12 protein-coding genes are annotated in these 18613 nt (G+C 57.9%); 5 read left to right on the top strand and 7 right to left on the bottom strand.

The window, feature by feature from the left end; translation table 11 throughout:
- Positions 1 to 5: 5 nt before the first annotated feature.
- Positions 6 to 806 carry an OmpA/MotB family protein gene (locus KB449_RS36060; protein ID WP_282913250.1) on the bottom strand — a complete coding sequence of 267 codons (801 nt, stop codon included), beginning with the start codon at positions 804 to 806 and terminating at the stop codon, positions 6 to 8.
- On the bottom strand, positions 766 to 1587 hold the full coding sequence (locus KB449_RS36065) for a flagellar motor protein (protein ID WP_282913285.1): 822 nt from the start codon (positions 1585 to 1587) through the stop codon (positions 766 to 768). Before KB449_RS36065 ends, KB449_RS36060 begins: the two co-directional genes overlap by 41 nt.
- A 166-nt stretch (positions 1588 to 1753) precedes the next feature.
- Between KB449_RS36065 and uvrB the strand changes: the two genes are divergently transcribed.
- From uvrB to rpiA, 4 genes are all read left to right on the top strand, one after another.
- Entirely contained in the window at positions 1754 to 3742 is a 1989-nt protein-coding gene (uvrB, locus tag KB449_RS36070) for an excinuclease ABC subunit UvrB (protein WP_282913251.1), read from the top strand.
- Positions 3743 to 4151: 409 nt separating this feature from the next.
- Positions 4152 to 5090 (top strand): IS1595 family transposase, encoded by a 939-nt coding sequence (locus KB449_RS36075; protein WP_282913252.1) that lies wholly within the window; start codon positions 4152 to 4154, stop codon positions 5088 to 5090.
- Between the two features lie 465 nt (positions 5091 to 5555).
- On the top strand, positions 5556 to 8420 hold the full coding sequence (gene uvrA, locus KB449_RS36080) for an excinuclease ABC subunit UvrA (RefSeq protein ID WP_282913253.1): 2865 nt from the start codon (positions 5556 to 5558) through the stop codon (positions 8418 to 8420).
- 190 nt (positions 8421 to 8610) lie between these two features.
- Positions 8611 to 9300: a ribose-5-phosphate isomerase RpiA gene (gene rpiA, locus KB449_RS36085; RefSeq protein ID WP_282913286.1), complete on the top strand. Its 690-nt coding sequence runs from the start codon at positions 8611 to 8613 to the stop codon at positions 9298 to 9300.
- Positions 9301 to 9375: 75 nt separating this feature from the next.
- Here the strand turns inward: rpiA and KB449_RS36090 are convergent, their stop codons facing one another.
- The 5 genes from KB449_RS36090 to KB449_RS36110 all read right to left on the bottom strand — a co-directional run bounded on the left by KB449_RS36090 (position 9376) and on the right by KB449_RS36110 (position 17606).
- On the bottom strand, positions 9376 to 12915 hold the full coding sequence (locus KB449_RS36090; RefSeq protein WP_282913254.1) for a GH36 C-terminal domain-containing protein: 3540 nt from the start codon (positions 12913 to 12915) through the stop codon (positions 9376 to 9378).
- Positions 12916 to 13042: 127 nt separating this feature from the next.
- The gene (locus tag KB449_RS36095; protein ID WP_282913255.1) at positions 13043 to 14668 is read right to left on the bottom strand and encodes an extracellular solute-binding protein; all 1626 of its coding nucleotides are present in this window, start codon (positions 14666 to 14668) and stop codon (positions 13043 to 13045) included.
- A 71-nt stretch (positions 14669 to 14739) separates the two neighbouring features.
- Positions 14740 to 15612, bottom strand: coding sequence for a carbohydrate ABC transporter permease (locus tag KB449_RS36100; RefSeq protein WP_282913256.1), 873 nt, complete (start codon positions 15610 to 15612; stop codon positions 14740 to 14742).
- A 30-nt stretch (positions 15613 to 15642) separates the two neighbouring features.
- Entirely contained in the window at positions 15643 to 16560 is a 918-nt protein-coding gene (locus tag KB449_RS36105) for an ABC transporter permease (RefSeq protein WP_282913257.1), read from the bottom strand.
- Positions 16561 to 16604: 44 nt separating this feature from the next.
- Positions 16605 to 17606, bottom strand: a complete 1002-nt coding sequence (locus KB449_RS36110) for a glycoside hydrolase family 130 protein (RefSeq protein ID WP_282913258.1) — start codon at positions 17604 to 17606, stop codon at positions 16605 to 16607.
- Between the two features lie 128 nt (positions 17607 to 17734).
- Here KB449_RS36110 and KB449_RS36115 point away from each other — a divergent pair, with 128 nt between their 5' ends.
- A complete protein-coding gene (locus KB449_RS36115) occupies positions 17735 to 18610 on the top strand; it encodes an AraC family transcriptional regulator (protein ID WP_282913259.1) in 876 nt (291 codons plus the stop codon).
- Positions 18611 to 18613: the final 3 nt, after the last annotated feature.

Below are 18613 nucleotides of genomic sequence, written 5' to 3' on the forward strand. Positions count from 1 at the left end.
CCGCTTCAGCTTCGATGGGCGGATTCTGCCTGCCGCACGACCAGTATTTCCACGCGGCGGTTTTTCTGACGATTGGCTTCCGTGTCGTTGGCCGCAACGGGACGCGTGTCCGCGTAGCCCGTGATTTCAAATATTTTTTCCGGCAGCTTGCGCGTATCGACGAAATACCGGAGCACGGACAAGGCGCGTCCGGAAGACAAGCCCCAGTTGTCCCGGAACGCAGAGCCCGGCTGTATGGGCAGGTTGTCGGTGTGACCCTGGATCGAGATGGTCGTGTCCAGCTTCGCAAACAAACTGGATAACTTGTCCAGCGCCGGTCTTGCATCCGGTTTAAGATCCGCCTTGCCGAGGTCGAACAAGAATCTGTCAGACAGCCGGATAGCGATTCCCTGAGGCATGTCTCCGACGAAAACGTCTTGCTGCAATTTGTTTTCTTTGACATACGACTCGATGACCTTCAACAGATCCTGGAGCGCCTGCTCGCGACGTCTGGCAATCTCCGCATCCAAGTCGACCGAGGCGCTGGCGCTGGGAGACGGATTGGCGGAAGGGGGCGGGCTCGCATATTTAGCGACGTCCGTGCCGCCCTCAAGCCCGCTTCCCATCTCGATGATGCTGTCCGCCCGATGGAACTCCAATTGGAGCGACTTGGCCAGCGTGTCGTATTTTTTGATATCGATCTGACTCATCGCATACATAATAATGAAGAATATGAGCAGAAGGGTAATCAGGTCCGCGTATGTAATCAGCCACCGGTCATGGTTCTCATGCGCGCTTCGGCTGCGCCGGCTGCGTCTCCGCGCCATCTTCGCTCTCCTCCTTTTTACGGACGAACGACAGTTTCTCCGTTTGCATGAAGGCGGTCAGCTTTTTGCGAATAAGCGCCGGATTTTCGCCGGCTTGGATCGCGAGAATGCCTTCCAGCATCATCTCCGTAAACTGTACGGTCTCGGCCGCGCGAATCCGGATCTTGGACGCGATGGGCAGATAAAGGATGTTTGCGGAGGCAACTCCGTAAAGGGTGGCGGTAAACGCCACTGCGATCGCGGACCCTAGCGAGCCGGGATCCGCAAGATTGCTTAGCACGTGGATCAGTCCCATGACAGTGCCGATGATGCCCATCGTAGGCGCATACCCGCCTGCAGACTCGAAGACTTTCGCTTGGTTTTCCATTCGTTGCTCGATCGCATCAATCTCGAATTCGAGGATTTGCCTGCTGAGCTCGTGATCGGTACCGTCAACGACGATTTGCAGACCGCTTTGGATAAAAGGGTCCGGGTGGTCTACAAGTTTATCTTCCAGGGAGAGCACGCCTTCGCGCCGGGCGATCGTAGCCAGTTCGACGAGCTCGTCAATTCGGGTCGTCGTCTCCAAAGCGGCGGGTCGGAAGGCAGTCTTCAACGATTCGGGAATCTGGCGCAGCCGCGATGCCGGGAAGCTGATCGCGACGGCCGCGAACGTTCCTCCGAATACGATCAGCAGCGCCGTTTTCTCCACCAGCCCTTCCCAATGCCCTCCTTCCCACAAAAATCCGCCTATTAACGCGGCAAGAGCCGCCAGAATGCCCCACGAAGTGGTCTGGTCCATGCGCTGCTTCATGCAGCTTCACTCCTTTGACTGGTTTCCGGGAACCCGATATAATGAATGAGAACACATATTCGGACTCGCTGGAAGGGATATCCTGTTTATCGGTCGGATGAAGCAGGGTACGATATAGGACTTTGGTCTACAAGACACGGAGGTGGGCTTAAACATGGCAGTGCCGTCCGGATTCAAGCTGCAATCGGAATACGAACCGCAGGGGGACCAGCCGAGAGCGATCCGGGAGTTGGTCGCCGGCATTCATGAGGGCAAGCGGCATCAGACGCTCCTCGGCGCGACGGGGACGGGCAAGACGTTTACGATCGCCCAGACGATCGCCAAGGTGAACAAGCCCACGCTCGTCATCGCGCACAACAAGACGCTGGCTGCGCAGCTGTGCAGCGAGTTCAAGGAATTTTTCCCGGAGAACGCCGTCGAGTATTTCGTCAGCTACTACGACTACTATCAGCCGGAGGCGTATATCCCGTCCTCGGATACTTATATCGAGAAGGACTCCAGCATCAACGACGAGATCGACAAGCTGCGACACTCCGCTACCTCGGCGCTGTTCGAACGCAAGGACGTCATCATCGTCGCCAGCGTTTCTTGCATTTACGGTCTCGGCTCTCCGGAGGAGTACCGAGACCTTCGCTTGAGCCTGCGCGTGGGAATGGAAAAATCGCGCAACGCGATTCTGCACAAGCTGGTCGACATCCAATATCAGCGCAACGATATGAATTTCACGCGGGGGACGTTTCGCGTGCGCGGCGACGTCGTCGAGATCTTTCCGGTATCGGTCGGCGACCGCGCGATCCGGGTGGAGATGTTCGGCGACGAGATCGAGCGGATCACCGAGATCGACGTCCTGACGGGCGAGATCATCGGCTCGCGCGATCATGTCGCGATCTTCCCGGCGTCTCACTTCGTTACCGCCGAGGAGAAAATGAAGGTCGCGCTGGTTAACATCGAGCGCGAGCTCGAGGAGCGCCTTGCCGAGCTGCGCGAGCAAGGCAAGCTGCTTGAGGCGCAGCGGCTGGAGCAGCGCACGCGCTACGACCTCGAGATGATGGCGGAGATGGGCTTTTGCTCCGGCATTGAGAACTACTCAGGCCCGCTGACGTTCCGCGAGCGCGGTGCGACGCCTTATACGCTCATGGACTTTTTTCCTGACGATTACCTCATCGTCATCGACGAGTCCCACGTCACGCTACCGCAAGTGCGGGCGATGTACAACGGCGACCAGGCGCGCAAGACGGTGCTTGTCGACCACGGCTTCCGTCTCCCTTCGGCCAAGGACAACCGACCGCTGCGCTTCGAGGAGTTCGAGGGCAAGGCTAAGCAGCTCGTGTATGTGTCGGCAACGCCCGGCCCTTATGAGCTCGAGAATTGCCCGACGATGGTACAGCAGATCATCCGTCCCACGGGACTCGTCGATCCGATCATCGAGGTGCGCCCGACCAAGGGTCAGATCGACGACCTGCTCGGCGAGATCCGTGCCCGCATCGACCGCGACGAGCGCGTGCTCGTGACCACGCTCACCAAGAAGATGTCGGAGGATCTGACCGACTACATGAAGGAAGTCGGCATCAAGGTGCGTTATTTGCACTCGGACATCAAGACGCTGGAGCGGATGGCGATCCTGCGCGATCTGCGGATCGGCACGTTCGACGTGCTGGTCGGCATCAACCTCTTGCGGGAGGGGTTGGATTTGCCGGAAGTCACGTTGGTGGCGATCCTCGACGCCGACAAGGAAGGCTTCCTGCGCGCAGAGCGTTCGCTCATCCAGACGATCGGCCGCGCGGCGCGGAATGCCGAGGGCCGCGTCATCATGTATGGCGACAAGATCACCGACTCCATGGCGAAGGCGATCGGCGAGACAGAACGCCGCCGCGCGATCCAGACCGCCTACAACGAAGAGCACGGCATCACGCCGCAGACCATCCGCAAAAAAGTCCGCGACGTCATCGAGGCGACAAAAGTTGCCGAGCAGAAGAGTTCTTATCTGACAGGCCTCGAGGACGTCGACAAGCTGTCCAAGAAGGACCGTCAGTCCGTCATCAACCGTCTAGAGGCCGAGATGAAGGACGCCGCCAAGAACCTCCAGTTCGAACGGGCCGCCGAGCTTCGCGACGCACTGCTTGAACTGAAGGCAAGTCTTTAGGAATGCTTCGCACGCCTTGCCGGGATTGCATGTCCTGGCAAGGCTTTTTGTTGCAAGGTTGGGTACAAAATTTAACGCGTTTAGGGCAGTGCTGCAATGCTCCTTTTACCCGTTTCAACGCTATCCCCTTCAGGCAGGAGAGGAGTTGGCTAGCATACGTTTTAACGTTATCCCCTTCAGGCAGGAGAGGAGCTGGCTAGCATACGTTTTAACGTTATCCCCTTCAGGCAGGAGAGGAGCTGGCTAGCACACGTTTTAACGTTATCCCGTTCACTCAGGACGCTATCCCTAACAATCCATTTTTAATCTAAATCTCCCCATCATCAAGGATACAAAATGGCGCTTTAGCTCGGTGGAACATTGTGTTATAATGAGAACAAATGTTCCTGTTTGTTATCGGATGGGGAGGATGATTGGTTTGCATTCGCTTCGCGAGAAGATGCCGGTATTCCAGGAGGAAGCCTGCGAGTTTGCTTTGTTCAAGGCCAAGTGGCCGAACGGGTACCGCTGTCCTCGCTGCGACGGAGCTGCATTTTACCTAGTCGCTTCCCGACGCAAAAGTCTGTATGAATGCCGTGTCTGCCATCACCAAACCTCTCTGACTGCGGGAACCATAATGGAGGGGACGCGCACACCGCTCGTAAAGTGGTTCAGCGCCTTATATTTGATGCAAACGGGGATCTCCGCCACGCTGCTGGCAGAGGTTATTCAAGTGACCTACAAGACGGCTTGGCTGATCAACCATAAGCTTCGGCATGCCATCCAAGTATGCGACGAATCTAGGCCTCTAAAAGGAGACCTGCAATTATACGGCGATTTTTACGCGCGGCCAGTCATGAGCGGGGTTTTCGATCCGCCCGATCAGCGAGATCAGCCGGCAGTCGTAGGGGCCTCAATCGATCCGGAATCGGGCGAAGTGGCCGAAGTTAAAATTAAGCGAGTGCCGCCAAATGAATTTAGACGGCGTTTATTTGGCGTTGATTCTTTTGGCACTTTCCTGTGGCGCCATGTGACAGATGCAAAATCCGAGATTCAAAGCATTGAGATTGTCAAGCAAAGCGATAGCGAAGGTGTGACGGAGCTCGGATTAATCTGGCGGGGAGTCATCGGCTGGCTTGCCAGAACGTTCGGAGGAATTGGTCCGAAGCATCTGCAGGCTTACCTGGACGAATATTGTTTCCGAATCAACGCACGTCCGAATTCTTTTGAAATGCTTTTATCTCTATGCGGTCTTACTCAGACTGTGACGCTTGGCGATCTGGTCAACAAAAAGAAAGCTGTTCGTTCCGTAAGGTGGTCGGGATTGGCTAACTACAGACAGCATAAGAATGCATTTCAGGTTTCTTAACAATTGTTTGTTTGCAACAATTTCTTGACGAAATTCTTTTTTGAGAAACGCGCTAAGGAAGCTTGGTTAATCATTTCGTTGTACAGACTTTGTAAAATTCCGCCATTAGCCTGTTCGAAAGGGATACTCTTTAAAGGACGGAATAGGGCTGAATTACATATTACATAGGCGCGAAGGCTGTTAAATTGCGGATGTATTCATTTAGAACGGTGCCCACCTGATCGAAGGGGATAACGTTGAAACTGCGCGAAAAGCAGGCAGTATGGGTCGGGGGCGGCCGAATCGTGTAAGGACCAAATGAGCGGAGCTCTCCAAAGAACGCCGCGCCTTGGTGGGATTTCCATTTGCGAACCAGTTCATCGGCAAGTATAATGAGATGAGAACACATATTCTTATGTGATGGGAACGTGAACGGAGGCGGCGCGGAGAGCGAGCCCAAGCCGTTAACGACAGGAGGCTGTACTTTTGGGAAGCGATCAGATCGTCATAAAGGGCGCTCGCGCCCACAATTTGAAAAATATCGACGTGACCATTCCGCGCGACAAGTTTGTCGTGCTGACCGGTCTTAGCGGTTCGGGCAAGTCCTCGCTCGCGTTCGATACGATATATGCCGAGGGGCAGCGCCGGTACGTGGAGTCGCTCTCCGCGTACGCTCGCCAGTTCCTCGGGCAAATGGACAAGCCGGACGTGGACTCGATCGAAGGGCTGTCCCCGGCCATCTCGATCGACCAGAAGACGACCAGCCGCAATCCGCGGTCGACCGTTGGCACCGTGACGGAGATTTACGATTATCTGCGTCTTTTGTATGCGCGCATCGGGAAGCCGCACTGCCCGGAGCACGGAATCGAGATTACATCGCAGACGGTGGAGCAGATGGTCGACAGGATCATGGAGTATCCGGAACGCACCCGTTTGCAGATTCTGGCGCCGGTCGTGTCCGGACGCAAGGGCGAGCATACGAAGCTGCTGGCCGATATTCAGAAGCAAGGCTTTGTGCGCGTACGCGTGAACGGGGAGATCATGGATCTGTCCGAGCCGATCGAGCTGGAGAAGAACAAGAAGCATTCGATCGAGGTGGTCATCGACCGGATCGTCGTGAAGGAAGACGTCGCGACGCGTTTGGCCGATTCTCTCGAGACGGGGCTCAAGCTATCGGGCGGACAAATTATCGTAGACATCATCGACAAGGAAGAGTTGATGTTTAATTCTCATCTGGCCTGCCCCGTGTGCGGGTTTTCAATGGGCGAGCTTGAACCGCGGCTGTTCTCCTTCAACTCGCCGTTCGGCGCTTGTCCGGATTGCGACGGGCTTGGCGTGAAGATGGTGGTCGACCCCGACCTGCTGCTGCACGACAAGAGCAAGAGCATCGATCAGGGGGCTTTTTCCGCTTGGGCGGGCAGCACCTCGACTTATTATCCGCAGTTCCTCGCGGCCGTGTGCAGCCACTACAAGATCCCGACCAAGGTACCGGTATCCGAGCTCACGGACAAGCAGATGAAGCTGCTGATGTACGGTACCGGCCCGGAAAAGATTCGATTTAAATATCAAAATGAGTTCGGTTATACGCGCGACGCCATGGTCCAGTTTGAAGGCGTCGTACCTAACCTGGAGCGGCGCTACCGGGAGACGGCATCGGATGGCATCCGCGAGTTTATCGAGGAATATATGGGTGCCAAGCCGTGCGAGGGCTGTAAAGGAAAGCGGCTGAAAAAGGAAGCGCTGGCCGTTACGGTCGGCAGCCAGAACGTGGCCCATGTCACGGCGTTGTCGATCGGAGATGCGATGAATTTCTTTGACGCGCTCGAGCTGAACGCCAAGGACACGCAGATTTCCAACCTGATCCTGAAGGAGATCAGCAGCCGTTTGGGCTTCTTGGTCAATGTCGGGCTGGATTACCTGACGCTCTCCCGGGCGGCAGGTACGCTGTCAGGCGGCGAGGCCCAGCGCATTCGGCTGGCTACGCAGATCGGCTCCAGCTTGATGGGCGTCCTGTATATCCTGGACGAGCCGAGCATAGGCTTGCACCAGCGGGACAACGACCGGCTGATCAAGACGCTGGAGCATATGCGCGATCTCGGCAATACGCTGATCGTCGTCGAGCATGACGAGGACACGATGATGGCGGCCGATTACCTGATCGATATCGGGCCGGGCGCAGGCATTCACGGCGGCACGGTCGTCGCGCAAGGCACGCCTGAAGAGGTCATGCGCGACGATAATTCGCTGACGGGGGCTTATCTGAGCGGCCGCCAGTTCATCCCTGTACCGCTCAAAAGGCGAAAACCCGACGGCCGCTGGATCGAAGTGAAGGGCGCAACGGAAAACAACCTGAAGAATCTGAGCGCCAAGTTTCCGCTCGGCGTTTTCACGGCTGTAACTGGTGTGTCGGGCTCAGGCAAGTCGACGCTGGTCAACGAGATCCTCTACAAGACGCTGGCCCGCGATCTGAACAAGGCGAAGGTGCGTCCAGGCCAGTACAAGGAGTTTCTCGGACTGGAGCATCTGGAGAAGGTCATCGACATCGACCAATCGCCGATCGGACGTACGCCGCGCTCCAACCCGGCGACGTATACCGGGGTGTTCGACGACATTCGCGACGTATTCGCGATCACGAACGAAGCCAAGGTGCGGGGCTACAAGAAGGGACGCTTCAGCTTTAACGTCAAGGGCGGCCGCTGCGAGGCGTGCAAAGGCGACGGCATCATCAAGATCGAGATGCACTTCCTTCCGGACGTATACGTGCCCTGCGAAATATGCAAGGGCAAGCGCTATAACCGCGAGACGCTAGAGGTCAAGTACAAAGGCAAGAACATCGCGGAAGTGCTGGAGATGACGATCGAGCATGCGACGGAATTCTTCCAGAACATTCCGCGCATTCATCGCAAGCTTCAGACGCTGCTCGACGTCGGACTCGGGTACATGACGATCGGTCAGCCATCGACGACGATGTCGGGGGGCGAGGCGCAGCGCGTCAAGCTTGCGGCTGAGCTGCATCGCCGCAGCACGGGCAAGACGCTGTACATTCTCGACGAGCCGACGACAGGGCTCCACGCCCACGACATCGACCGGTTGCTCCAGGTACTGCAGCGACTAGTCGATTCGGGCGAGAGCGTGCTTGTCATCGAGCACAACCTGGACGTCATTAAGACTGCGGACTATCTCGTCGATCTCGGACCCGAAGGCGGCAGCGGCGGCGGCACGATCGTCGGCGTGGGTACGCCGGAGCAGCTATCGAACAATGCGAAGTCCTACACGGGCAAGTATCTTGGTCCCGTGCTGGAACGGGATCGGGCACGCACCGAAGCGGCGCTGGCTACGGTCGAAGTTTAACCTTAGAGCTTGCAAACGGGAAGAGAAGGACAAAAGTTACGTTGCCCAAGAGCAGCGGTTGCAATGGTGTCTTACGAGACACTCGTTGCGCTGCTGCTCTTTTTTTGAGAAAAGTGCAAGGTTAATTGCTATAATGCGTATATCCGAAGCAATAAGTAAAACGAATGCGGGAAAGGTGAGGCGCATGACTATAGATCCGAAACGCCGGGCGGGCGAAGAGGCGGTCAAGCTTGTTGAGGACGGTATGCTCGTAGGGCTTGGAACGGGTTCTACCGCATACTGGGTCATTATGGAGATTGGCAACTGTGTGAAGGCTGGGCTGAATATTACCGCGGTGCCGACGTCGATCCGATCCGAGGAGCTGGCGCGCTCGCTAGGGATTCCGTTGATTCCGCTGGACGATATCCCAACTGGCGGCATCGATCTGACGATTGACGGCGCGGACGAAGCGGATGGGGACCTTAACCTGATTAAAGGCGGTGGCGGGGCGCTACTGCGGGAGAAAATCATCGCGTCTAATAGCAAGCGGCTCGTCATTGTCGCCGACGCTTCTAAGGAAGTGAAGACGTTGGGACAGTTTCCGCTGCCGGTGGAGATCGTACCGTTCGGCTTCAAGCTGACGATGGGACGCCTCGAGGCGATAGGCGGTCATCCTGCGCTTCGCCTGACTGAAGGGGACGAGCCGTTCGTAACTGATAACGGCAACTATATCGCCGACTGCCGCTTCGGCGTCATCGAGGACGCAGCGGCGCTCGAAAAGACGCTGAACCTCATCCCGGGCGTCGTGGAGAACGGCCTGTTCGTCGGCATGGCGGAGCGCATCGTCGTCGGCCGCGAAGACGGAAACGTAAGCGTCCGGGAGCGCGTCAGGCGAGGATGATGAGAATCGCGAAAAAAGGGTTGCTCTTCTCCGGAAATGCCGGAAAGGAGCAACCCTTCTATATTTGCCGGCGGCCTACTGGCGCGTCAGCATGAGCTTGTCGATCGCGAGCGTGTAGGCATTGCTGCCGGGATCCTTGCCGGTGATCTGGAACTTGAACGTCTTGTTGCCCGAGGCGCCGATCGTGACCGTCCCGAGGCCGACGGTGTCGTAAAAGGCGTTGGCGTCATACCAGTCGATCGGATTGCCCACCGCCGCCCCGTACACGTACAGCTGAGCCGTACCTCGGTCCGGATGCTTCTTTACCCGCGCGCTGATCGCGTACGTGCCGGCCGCGGGCACGTTCACGGTATACTGCAGCCAGTCGCCGACGGCGTTGAAGTTGCTGTAACTCAGCGAGCCGCCGCTAGCCGCGGCATCCGTTCCGCTTGTATACGTGTCGCCGGAAGTGACGGTCGCGGCGAGGCTCTCGGCCTCGTACGTAATCGGCTGCGGCGTCAGCGATATATAATCAGTGGCGAGCGTATAGGAGGAGCTGGCCGCGTTTTTACCCGTGGACTGGAAGCGGAACGCTTTGCTTCCCGCGGAAGCGAACGTCATGCTGCCCAGGTCGACCGCGACGTAGCCTTGGGCGCTCTGATATTCGTCGATGGGCGCACCTTGGGCGTTGCCGTCGATATATAGCTGCGCGATGCCGCGGTCCGGATGCTTCTTCACCTGCACCTTCACGTTATAGGTGCCGGCCGCGGGCACGTTGACCGCGTATTGGATCCAGCCGCCGACGGATACCGGATTGCCGTAGCTAAGCGAGCCGTTGCTGGCCGCGGAGTCGCTGCCGACTGTGGTCGTGCCTCCGGCGGACGTCGTAGCCGTGGCGTTCTCGGTCTCGTACTTGACGGCTTCCGGTACGGGTGGCGGAAGCGTGCGGTCCGGGGACTTGTACGTAAGCCGGATCGCGTCCGTCGCGAGCGTGTACTGGCCGCTGGCCGCGTTTTTGCCCGTCACCTGGAACTTGAATGCTTTGTCGCCCGCGGATGTGAAGGCGATATTGCCCAAGTTCACTTCGACGTAGCCTTGCGTCGCGGCGTACTCGTCGATCGGCGCGCCTTGCGCCGTGCCGTCGACGTACAGCTGCGCAGTCCCGCGGTCCGGATGCTTCTTCACCCGGACCTTGACGTTGTACGTGCCCGCGCTCGGCACGTTCACCGTGTACTGCACCCAGCCGCCGACGCCGCCGGCGTTGGCGTAGTTCAACGCGCCGCCGCTGGCCGCAGAGTCGGTGCCGTTCTCCTGCGTGCCGCCCGCGGATATCGCGACCGGCAGGCTCTCCGCTTCGCTCGCGATTCCCGAGGACACGGTGACGCTGCCCGTGCCGCCCGCACCGATCGCCACATCCGCCGCGATCGTCTTATTTGCCGAGCGGTCGAACACGATGACCTTGCCCGTCGTGCCGGCCGTTCCCGTCGCGTTCACCGTGATCGTCGAGCTGCCGGCGCTTGCCGTGTACGACGCGATCTTCTCGTCCGCGTACAGCACCTGCAAATCGGCCGAAGCGATGTCCTCTTGAATCCAGAAGGCCTTGCCCTTGGACGTGTTCTCGGCGAGATTGACGGGCAGGCCCGGCGACTTCAGCTGCGCGCCGGTGTAACGTCCCTTGTAGCGGTAGTTGATATTGCCGCTGTCGTCCATCGTCACGTCCTCGACGAGGTACGTCTTGTTGCTGTCGAGCCACCGCAGGTTCAGCGTCAGCTCCGTGGCTGCCGCGGTCTCGCCGGCCGTGGTTGCGATGACGAGCGCCTTGCTCTTGTCGTCCGAGGCATACATCCAGGCGTACGGTCCGGACGTATCGAAGTTCGGACCGGCGTACAGCGGCCGGGTCATGCCGTCCGTCAGCGCGACGATGCGCGGATTTTTACGCCATTCGTTGAACTTCTTGAGCGTCGAAACGCTCGCCGCGCTCCAGGTGCTGGGATCCTTAGCGAACTTAATGACGCGCGCCAGCATGTAGGAGTAGTAGTCTTCGGTCTTGCCGGTCGTCAGGCCGCCGTAATACACCGAGTTCATCGGCAGATAGCCGAAGCTGTTAAAGCCGATCAGCATGCTCTTGTCGACGTTGCCCTTGGCGGAGACGAAGCCGTTGTCCCCGATATGCAGCAGCCCGACGTTGCGGTCGCCTTGGGTCGGATAATAGTCGACCTCGCTCGTTTCCTTCATGAGAAAGTCCGGATGGCGCGAGACGACGTCGTTCATGTAATTGCGCACGTTCACGTTTTTCCGGTAAACGCTGTCGCTTGGATGCGAGGTCGAGGTGACCGTCGTGTTCGGCCAAAACTCGGTCAGGTCGATCATCTGATGCGAGAGGTGATAGTTCGAAATCATGAAGTCCTCGACCTGGCTGCGCTTGAACTCGATGTTCGCGGGATCTGCCAGATCGCGCCCCGCGTTATGATTGTCGCCGGTCATGCTGAACCACAGGCCGAACTTCATGCCCTGGGCGACGATCGTGTCCGTCAGCGCGGCGAGGTTAGAGGTGAACGCGCTCGCCGGCGTCGTCGTGTCGCGCGTCGTATTCCACAGGTCGTCCAGCATCACCATGTCCATGCCCGCCTGCACGGCCTTCGGAATAACCGTATTGCGATAATAGGACTCCGTACGGTTGTTTAGCCATTCCCAGTCGTTAGTCGTGAAGACGGCCGTTGTATTGTGATATTTAAAGCGCTTACGAAAATGCTCTTCAACAGCCATGCGTCCGTCCAGCATATCGCCCTTAAATACGGTCATGTCCACGGCGATATATTCGTAGGTCTCTCCGGGAAACAGCACGAGCTGCAGCGACCCCGGGTTCGTCGATACTTTGACGTTGTCGATGCCGCTCCAGGCGTTAATGTTGGCGAAAGGGAGATTGTTCGTCCCGCCCTGCGTCTTCCAGTTCATCTCCGGCTGGATCGTCCAGCCATCGCCCGTGTTGTATTGGGTAATGGCGTTCTTGCCCGCATTCGGGGCGAGCGCGCCGGAGGTGCTGCTCCAGGTCATGTTGGGCACATAGTAGAGGGTATGGGCATCGTTCGGAAAATTGAGCGCGATGATGTCCGATGCCGTGATCGTTTTCTCCGAGGTGCTGTTGTTCTTGAGGACGTTCGAATACTTGAGTCCCGCCCGATCGTTGTACAGCTCGAACTTGAGCTGGACGGTCACGTTTTGCGGCGAGGTGCGGCTGATCGGTATGGTCAGCTGTTTGCCCCAGGTCGTGCCGAACTTCGAGATGTCGCCGATCGTATCGGTCCCGAGCGTCCAACCGCCGTCGTCCGCGTACAGATCGCTGCCGCCGTAGTTATAATAGAACAAATAACTGCTGCCGCTGCCCGTTAGATACTCCCTTCCCGCTTCTTTATTATAGAAGCTGGTCATTTCAATACTGCCGCCGCTGAACGTAATGACTGCCCGCAGCACATCGTTTTCCAGCGTCCACGTATTGCCGCTTTTGACGATCGTCGAGCTCGCCGCGGCCGCCTTGGGTACCTGCGCCTCCTTTACGTACGGAATGCCTGTCAGCAGGAGGCTTACGACCATCGCGATACACAATCCAAGACGCATTCCCGCTTTCCAAATCATCATCCAAATCCCCTTTCGGCGCATATTGAAATAGACCCGCAAGCCGCCTGCCCAGGCGGCGCACGCAAGCGATGGCGGCTTGCGGGCCCGGCGAAACCATCCTCGGTAACTTAACGACTAGCTTAACGACTTATTTGCCGAGCGAATTCATGAAGTCGACGTATTCCTTCTCGGCGTCCGCTGTGGCCGGATACCATTCCTTCTCGAGGAAGTCCTTGAACTGCTGCTCGTTAATGCTGCCCGTGATATATGCGATCTCCTTGTCGTCCTTCTTCTTGACGAGGTCGGGAATGGTGCCGTTCAGGTTCAGAATCTTCGGCGAGCGCACTGCAGGGACGTTGACGACAGTCATTTGCTTCAGCGCTTCGTCCAGCTGCGTCTGATAAACGGCGAGCCGCTCCGGCGTATCCGCGTTGACGATCGAGGCGCCGTCGCCGTTAATCGCATTGGCCGGCGTCATATAAGGGCTCGTCAGCGTCGCGAGCTTGGCCGTCTGATCCGCGGACCGTACGACCGCCTTGGTGGCGGGATCGTAGCTGTCGTAGGTGAGGCCCTTCACGCCAAGCTGGAACAGCGTGTTGGCTTCGGCCGTGTTGCCCCAGTCGAGGAACTTCAGGACGTCGTCGACCTTCTTGGAACCCTTCGGAATCATCCAGCCGCCCCACATCGCCGGCGTGACCCAATCCGACGCCACGCCTTTGTCGTCCTTCAGTACGCCGTGGTAGGAGAAGATCTTCTCAGAATCCGGCAGCTTGCTGATGTTGCCGAGCACGGCCGCTTGGTGGCCATAAACGATGCCGACCTTGTATTGGTTCAGCTTTTCCGTATCGACGTAAATTTTGTTGATCAGAAATTCAGGATCGATCAGCTTCTCGTCGTTGAGCTGCTTGAGATAAGTGAGGTAAGGGATGTAGCCGGACATTTTCTCCCGGATCTTGTACTGCCCGTCCGTGTCCTTAACGCCGTCGACGACCGGCAGATCGAACGCCGCCGTCAGAAAGTTCGTGGCGTTCCAGATCGTATTGCGTCCGAGATCCGGGCCGGAGAGGGACAGCCCGTACGTGTCCGCCTTGCCGTTGCCGTCGGGATCGTTCTTGGCGAACGCCCGCACGACGTTCGTGAACTCCTCGAGGTTCGTCGGCGCCTTGAGGCCCAGCTTGTCCAGCCACTGCTGGTTAATCATGTAGCCCCAGTGGTTGACGACGTTCGTTCTCGGGATAATGTACGTTTTGCCGTCGCCCACCGACTTGACCGCGTCCCACATTTCGGGCGTGATGTTTTTCATCAGGTTCGGGTAACCCGCGATCTTGTCGTCGAGCGGCTCGAGCAGCCCGTTTTGCGCCCACTTTTCCATGTTCGCGTCCGCGCCGTTGCCTGCCGTACCCCAGTTGTAGATCACGTCCGGCAGATCGCCCGAGGCCATCACGACCTGAAGCTTGTCTACGTAGTTGTTGATCGGCGGCGCTTCGATCTCGAGCTTTACGTTGGCCAGCTTGTCGGCCTCCGCGACGACGGGGTTGTTGTCCAGGACGACGTCCGCGTTCACCCGGTTGAACATCTTGATCGTCACCGGATCCTTCTGGGCGGCCGTTGCGGAAGAGGAGGCCGACGAGGAAGCGGATGCGGACCCGGAGGGGGCCGCGTCGCTCGAGCTGCCGGCATCATTGTTGTTGCCCGAGGAGCAGGCGGCGAGCGCGGAAGACATGAGCATTGCGGATACTAGCAGGCTTGTCCGTTTAATGCGTTTGTTTTTCATGTTCATATCCCCTTCAAAGTTTGTTTTTATAGTTAAGCCGCATTGAATCGCGGCCTTCACCCGAGCGGGGCCTAGCCCTTGATGGAGCCGATGAGCATGCCCTTCATGAAGTACTTTTGCATGAACGGGAAGATGAGGATGATGGGCAGCGTCGAGAAGATGATGATCGCCATCTTGATCGTGAATTCCGTCACGCCGGAATTGCTGGCGTCCAGCACGTCCCGCGCGACCCCGCCGCTGTCGACGACGAGGTCCCGGACAATAAGCATGAGCGGCCACAGGTCCCGTTTCGACGTATAGATAATGGCGTTAAAGAACGTGTTCCACTGGGTGACCGCGTGGAAAATGACGAACGTGGCGATCGCGGGCTTCGAGAGCGGCACGATGATGCGGGCCAAAATCGTCAGCTCGTTGGCGCCGTCGAGCGAGGCCGATTCCTCAAGACTTGCGGGAATGCTGCCGATGAAGCTTTTCATCAGGATCAGGTTGTATGCGCCGAGCGCGCCGGGCAGGATCAAAGCCCATAGCGTGTTGTACATGTCGAGCGAGCGGATGAGGTAGAAGTTCGGAATGAGCCCGCCGTTGAAAAACATCGTGAAGGTGATGAGCAGCAGGATGACGTTGCGTCCCTTCAGATCGGTTTTTGAAAGCGGATACGCGGTAATCAGCATTAAAAAGATGTTAAGGGCGACGCCCGCGACCGTAATGACGATCGTGTTGCGGTAGCCGGTCCAGAGCACCGACATCTTGAAGATCTGCCGGTAGGCGCCGAACTCGACGTGGGTCGGGATCATGCGGAGCGGATGCGCCAGGTAGTCCGTGTAGGGCGTGACCGAGTAAGCGGCCACGTAGACGAACGGGAACAGGCACAGGAGCGCGAACAGCGTGATGACGAAGTAGTTGACGGTGTCGAAAATTTTATCGCTGCGAGAGCGGATATTCACGGGAGCAGCCTCCTTTCTGGGCGCGTGGCCTTACCAAATGCCGTCTTCCTTCATCCACTTGGCGATCCGGTTGCTCGCGATCAGGAAGATCAGGCCGATTGCCGAGGTGAACAGCCCGACCGTCGCGCCAAAGGAGAAGCGGCCGCCCAGAATGCCGACGCGGTAGGCGTACGTCTCGAACACTTCGGATACGTGGAGATTCATCGGATTTTGAAGGACGAAAATCTGCTCGAAGCCGTTGTTCATGATGTGGCCCAGACGCAGGATGATGAGGACGACGATCGTCGACTTGATGCCGGGCACCGTGATATGCCACAGCCGCTTCAGACGGCTCGCGCCGTCGATGCTCGCGGCCTCGTACAGCTCGGTGTTGATGGAAGCCATCGCGGCGAGATAGATGATGCTCTCCCAGCCGGAATCCTTCCAGATGCTGCTGAGCACGACGAGCGGCCTGAAGTAGGCGTTGTCCGCCAGGAAGAAGACGGGCTCGATGCCGAGCTGCTGCAGGAAGAGGTTGAACACGCCCCAGGTCGGCGACAGGAAGTTGACCAGGATGCCTCCGATGACGACCCAGGAGATGAAGTGGGGCAGGTAGATCAATGTCTGGCTGAACTTCTGGTAGGTCCGGTTGCGCATCTCGTTCAGGAACAGCGCGAGCAGGATCGGGAACGGGAAGCCGAACAGCAGCTTCAGGAAGCTCAGGTACAACGAGTTGAGGAATACCGTGTAGAAATCGTCCAGACCGAACATGTACTTGAAGTTTTCAAATCCGATCCAGGGACTGTGCAGGATGCCTCTGGCGAAGTTGAAGTCTTTGAACGCGATGACGACGCCGTACATAGGGATGTAGTTAAAAATCAGGAAGTAGGCGACGCCGGGCACGAGCATGAGGTAGAGGTACTTTTTCTTGTTGAGGTAACGAAACGTCGATCTGAGACCGTTCGTCATGGAGGTTCACTTCCCCGTAATTCAGAGTGAGAGGGTGGCAGTGCTTAACCCTTGAGGCAAAGGGAGATCAAGTCGCTCACGTCCGCAGTGGCCAGGCATTCGTACGTGTCTCCCGCGCCGTAGTAAATTTTCACCTCGCCCGTGTCCTCCAGGATCATGCCGCCGGGAAAAATAACGTGGTTGCGGAAGCCGCCGTCCTTCTCGTAATCCGCGTCCGGCGCGAGCAGCGGCTCCTTGTACATGCCGACGACGCGTCTTGGATCGTCCAGATCGAGCAGCATGATGCCGGCGGTATACCGCTTTTTCCAGGTCGGCTCCCAGCCGTTTTTGCCGCGGGACGGATCGATGTCCACCGCGTGGAATGTCGTCAGCCACCCCTTGGGCGTCTTGATCGGCGGCGCAGCCGGACCGAGCTTGGCGTTGGCGAAGGGAACCTGCTCGACCGCCAGCAGCAGATCGGAGTTGCCCCAATACTTCAGGTCGGCGGAGTCGGAGATCCAGATGTCGAAGCGCTCCTCGCCGCCGCGGCTGTAGATCGTGAAGGGCCGCTCGAGCCGGAGGTAGCGTCCGTTTCTTTTCTCTGGAAACAGCACCATGTTCCGGTTGTCCGGCACGCTCAGGCTGATGACCTCGAACTTCTCGAAGTCGTCCGTCACCGCGATGCCGCCGCGGATGCCGTGGCCGGTGTCCACCGCGAAGCACATATAACAGCGTCCGTCGATGACGGTGAGCCTTGGATCGTACGTCCGGATGATGTCCTCGCCATCGAGGCTGAAGCACGGCTCGGGACGAACCTCCCAATGGATGCCGTCGTCGCTATACGCGAGGCCCAGATTGGTCGTATCGCTCGGTGACAGCGTTTGCAAATCTTCCTGACCGTAGTCGTTGCGGAAGATCATCACGTACTTGCCCTGGAATTTCGTCACGCCGGCGTTGAATACCAGTGCGGGATTATAAGGGACTTGCTTGCTGGTCAGAATGGGGTTGTTCGGATGACGGACGATCAAGGAACTGGACTTCAGGGCACCGATTGTCGGCAAACTCATGCAATAAATCCTCCCGGAAAAAATTAAATTCTTGATGAAGACACCCCTAGTGTATGGTATATTCTAGCTGCGAATGGCCCGGATTTTTATGGGAATATCCCGTTTTTTTATCTTTTGGGAGGGTTTTTATGACCGTTTTTCCCGTCAATAAAAATTTGAGCGACTATGAGATGATCGAACGCGACTTCCCGTTCTACGTCTCTATCAACGAGATTCGGCGTTTCTTTCCCGCGCATCGCCACGACTTTTTGGAATGCTCCCTTGTCATCGAAGGGGAAGGCTACGAGAAGATTAACGGCGTCAATCACCCGATGAGCCGCGGCACGTTCACGCTGCTGCTGCCCTTCCAGATCCACGAGATCGTCACGACCTCCCAGCAGCCGCTGCGGCTGTTCAACTGCATGTTCGCGATGGAGCTGCTGATCGCATCGTCGAAGGTCGAATCGTCGCACCTGCGGTCGCTGCTTATGGAGAACCAGCAGCCGTACATCCAGTTCGGCCCCGAGGAGCTTGGGCCGCAGGAGCAGCTGTTCGCCGAGCTGCTGCGCGAATATGCGGGCGAACAGCCGTACCGCAAGGAGATGCTGCCGCTCCGCTTGCACGAGCTGCTCATCCGCTTTCAGCGCAAGCGCCTTGCGCTGGCGAAGGAAGGGAACGCGGCCGACCAGGCGGGACGGGGCGGCTTCGTCTGGCCGATCCTCGAGTACATCCACTACAACTACCGGGAGGACCTGTCGCTGTCGGAGCTGTCCGGCCGCTTCGACATTCATCCGACGCGGCTCAGCGTAGAGATCAAGAAGCACGCCGGCATCAACTTCCTGCACCTGCTGCATCACATCCGGATCCGACATGCCTGCAGCCTGCTCGTGGCGACGGACATGAGCATCCTCGACATCGCGATGGAGGTCGGGTTCAGGTCGTACAAGGTGTTCGCCAGAACCTTCAGGGAGAACAAAGGAAAGACTCCCGGCGAATACCGCCGGGAGCATATGCAAGCGTATTGATCA

The organism is Cohnella hashimotonis (assembly GCF_030014955.1).
Taxonomy (GTDB): domain Bacteria; phylum Bacillota; class Bacilli; order Paenibacillales; family Paenibacillaceae; genus Cohnella; species Cohnella hashimotonis.

Excerpts from the sequence above, each read along its gene's own strand:
- KB449_RS36060 (WP_282913250.1), bottom strand. The coding sequence starts at position 806 with ATGGCGCGGAGACGCAGCCGGCGCAGCCGAAGCGCGCATGAGAACCAT.
- KB449_RS36065 (WP_282913285.1), bottom strand. The coding sequence starts at position 1,587 with ATGGACCAGACCACTTCGTGGGGCATTCTGGCGGCTCTTGCCGCGTTA.
- uvrB (WP_282913251.1), top strand. The coding sequence starts at position 1,754 with ATGGCAGTGCCGTCCGGATTCAAGCTGCAATCGGAATACGAACCGCAG.
- KB449_RS36075 (WP_282913252.1), top strand. The coding sequence starts at position 4,152 with ATGATTGGTTTGCATTCGCTTCGCGAGAAGATGCCGGTATTCCAGGAG.
- KB449_RS36090 (WP_282913254.1), bottom strand. The coding sequence starts at position 12,915 with ATGATGATTTGGAAAGCGGGAATGCGTCTTGGATTGTGTATCGCGATG.
- KB449_RS36095 (WP_282913255.1), bottom strand. The coding sequence starts at position 14,668 with ATGAAAAACAAACGCATTAAACGGACAAGCCTGCTAGTATCCGCAATG.
- KB449_RS36105 (WP_282913257.1), bottom strand. The coding sequence starts at position 16,560 with ATGACGAACGGTCTCAGATCGACGTTTCGTTACCTCAACAAGAAAAAG.
- KB449_RS36110 (WP_282913258.1), bottom strand. The coding sequence starts at position 17,606 with ATGAGTTTGCCGACAATCGGTGCCCTGAAGTCCAGTTCCTTGATCGTC.
- KB449_RS36115 (WP_282913259.1), top strand. The coding sequence starts at position 17,735 with ATGACCGTTTTTCCCGTCAATAAAAATTTGAGCGACTATGAGATGATC.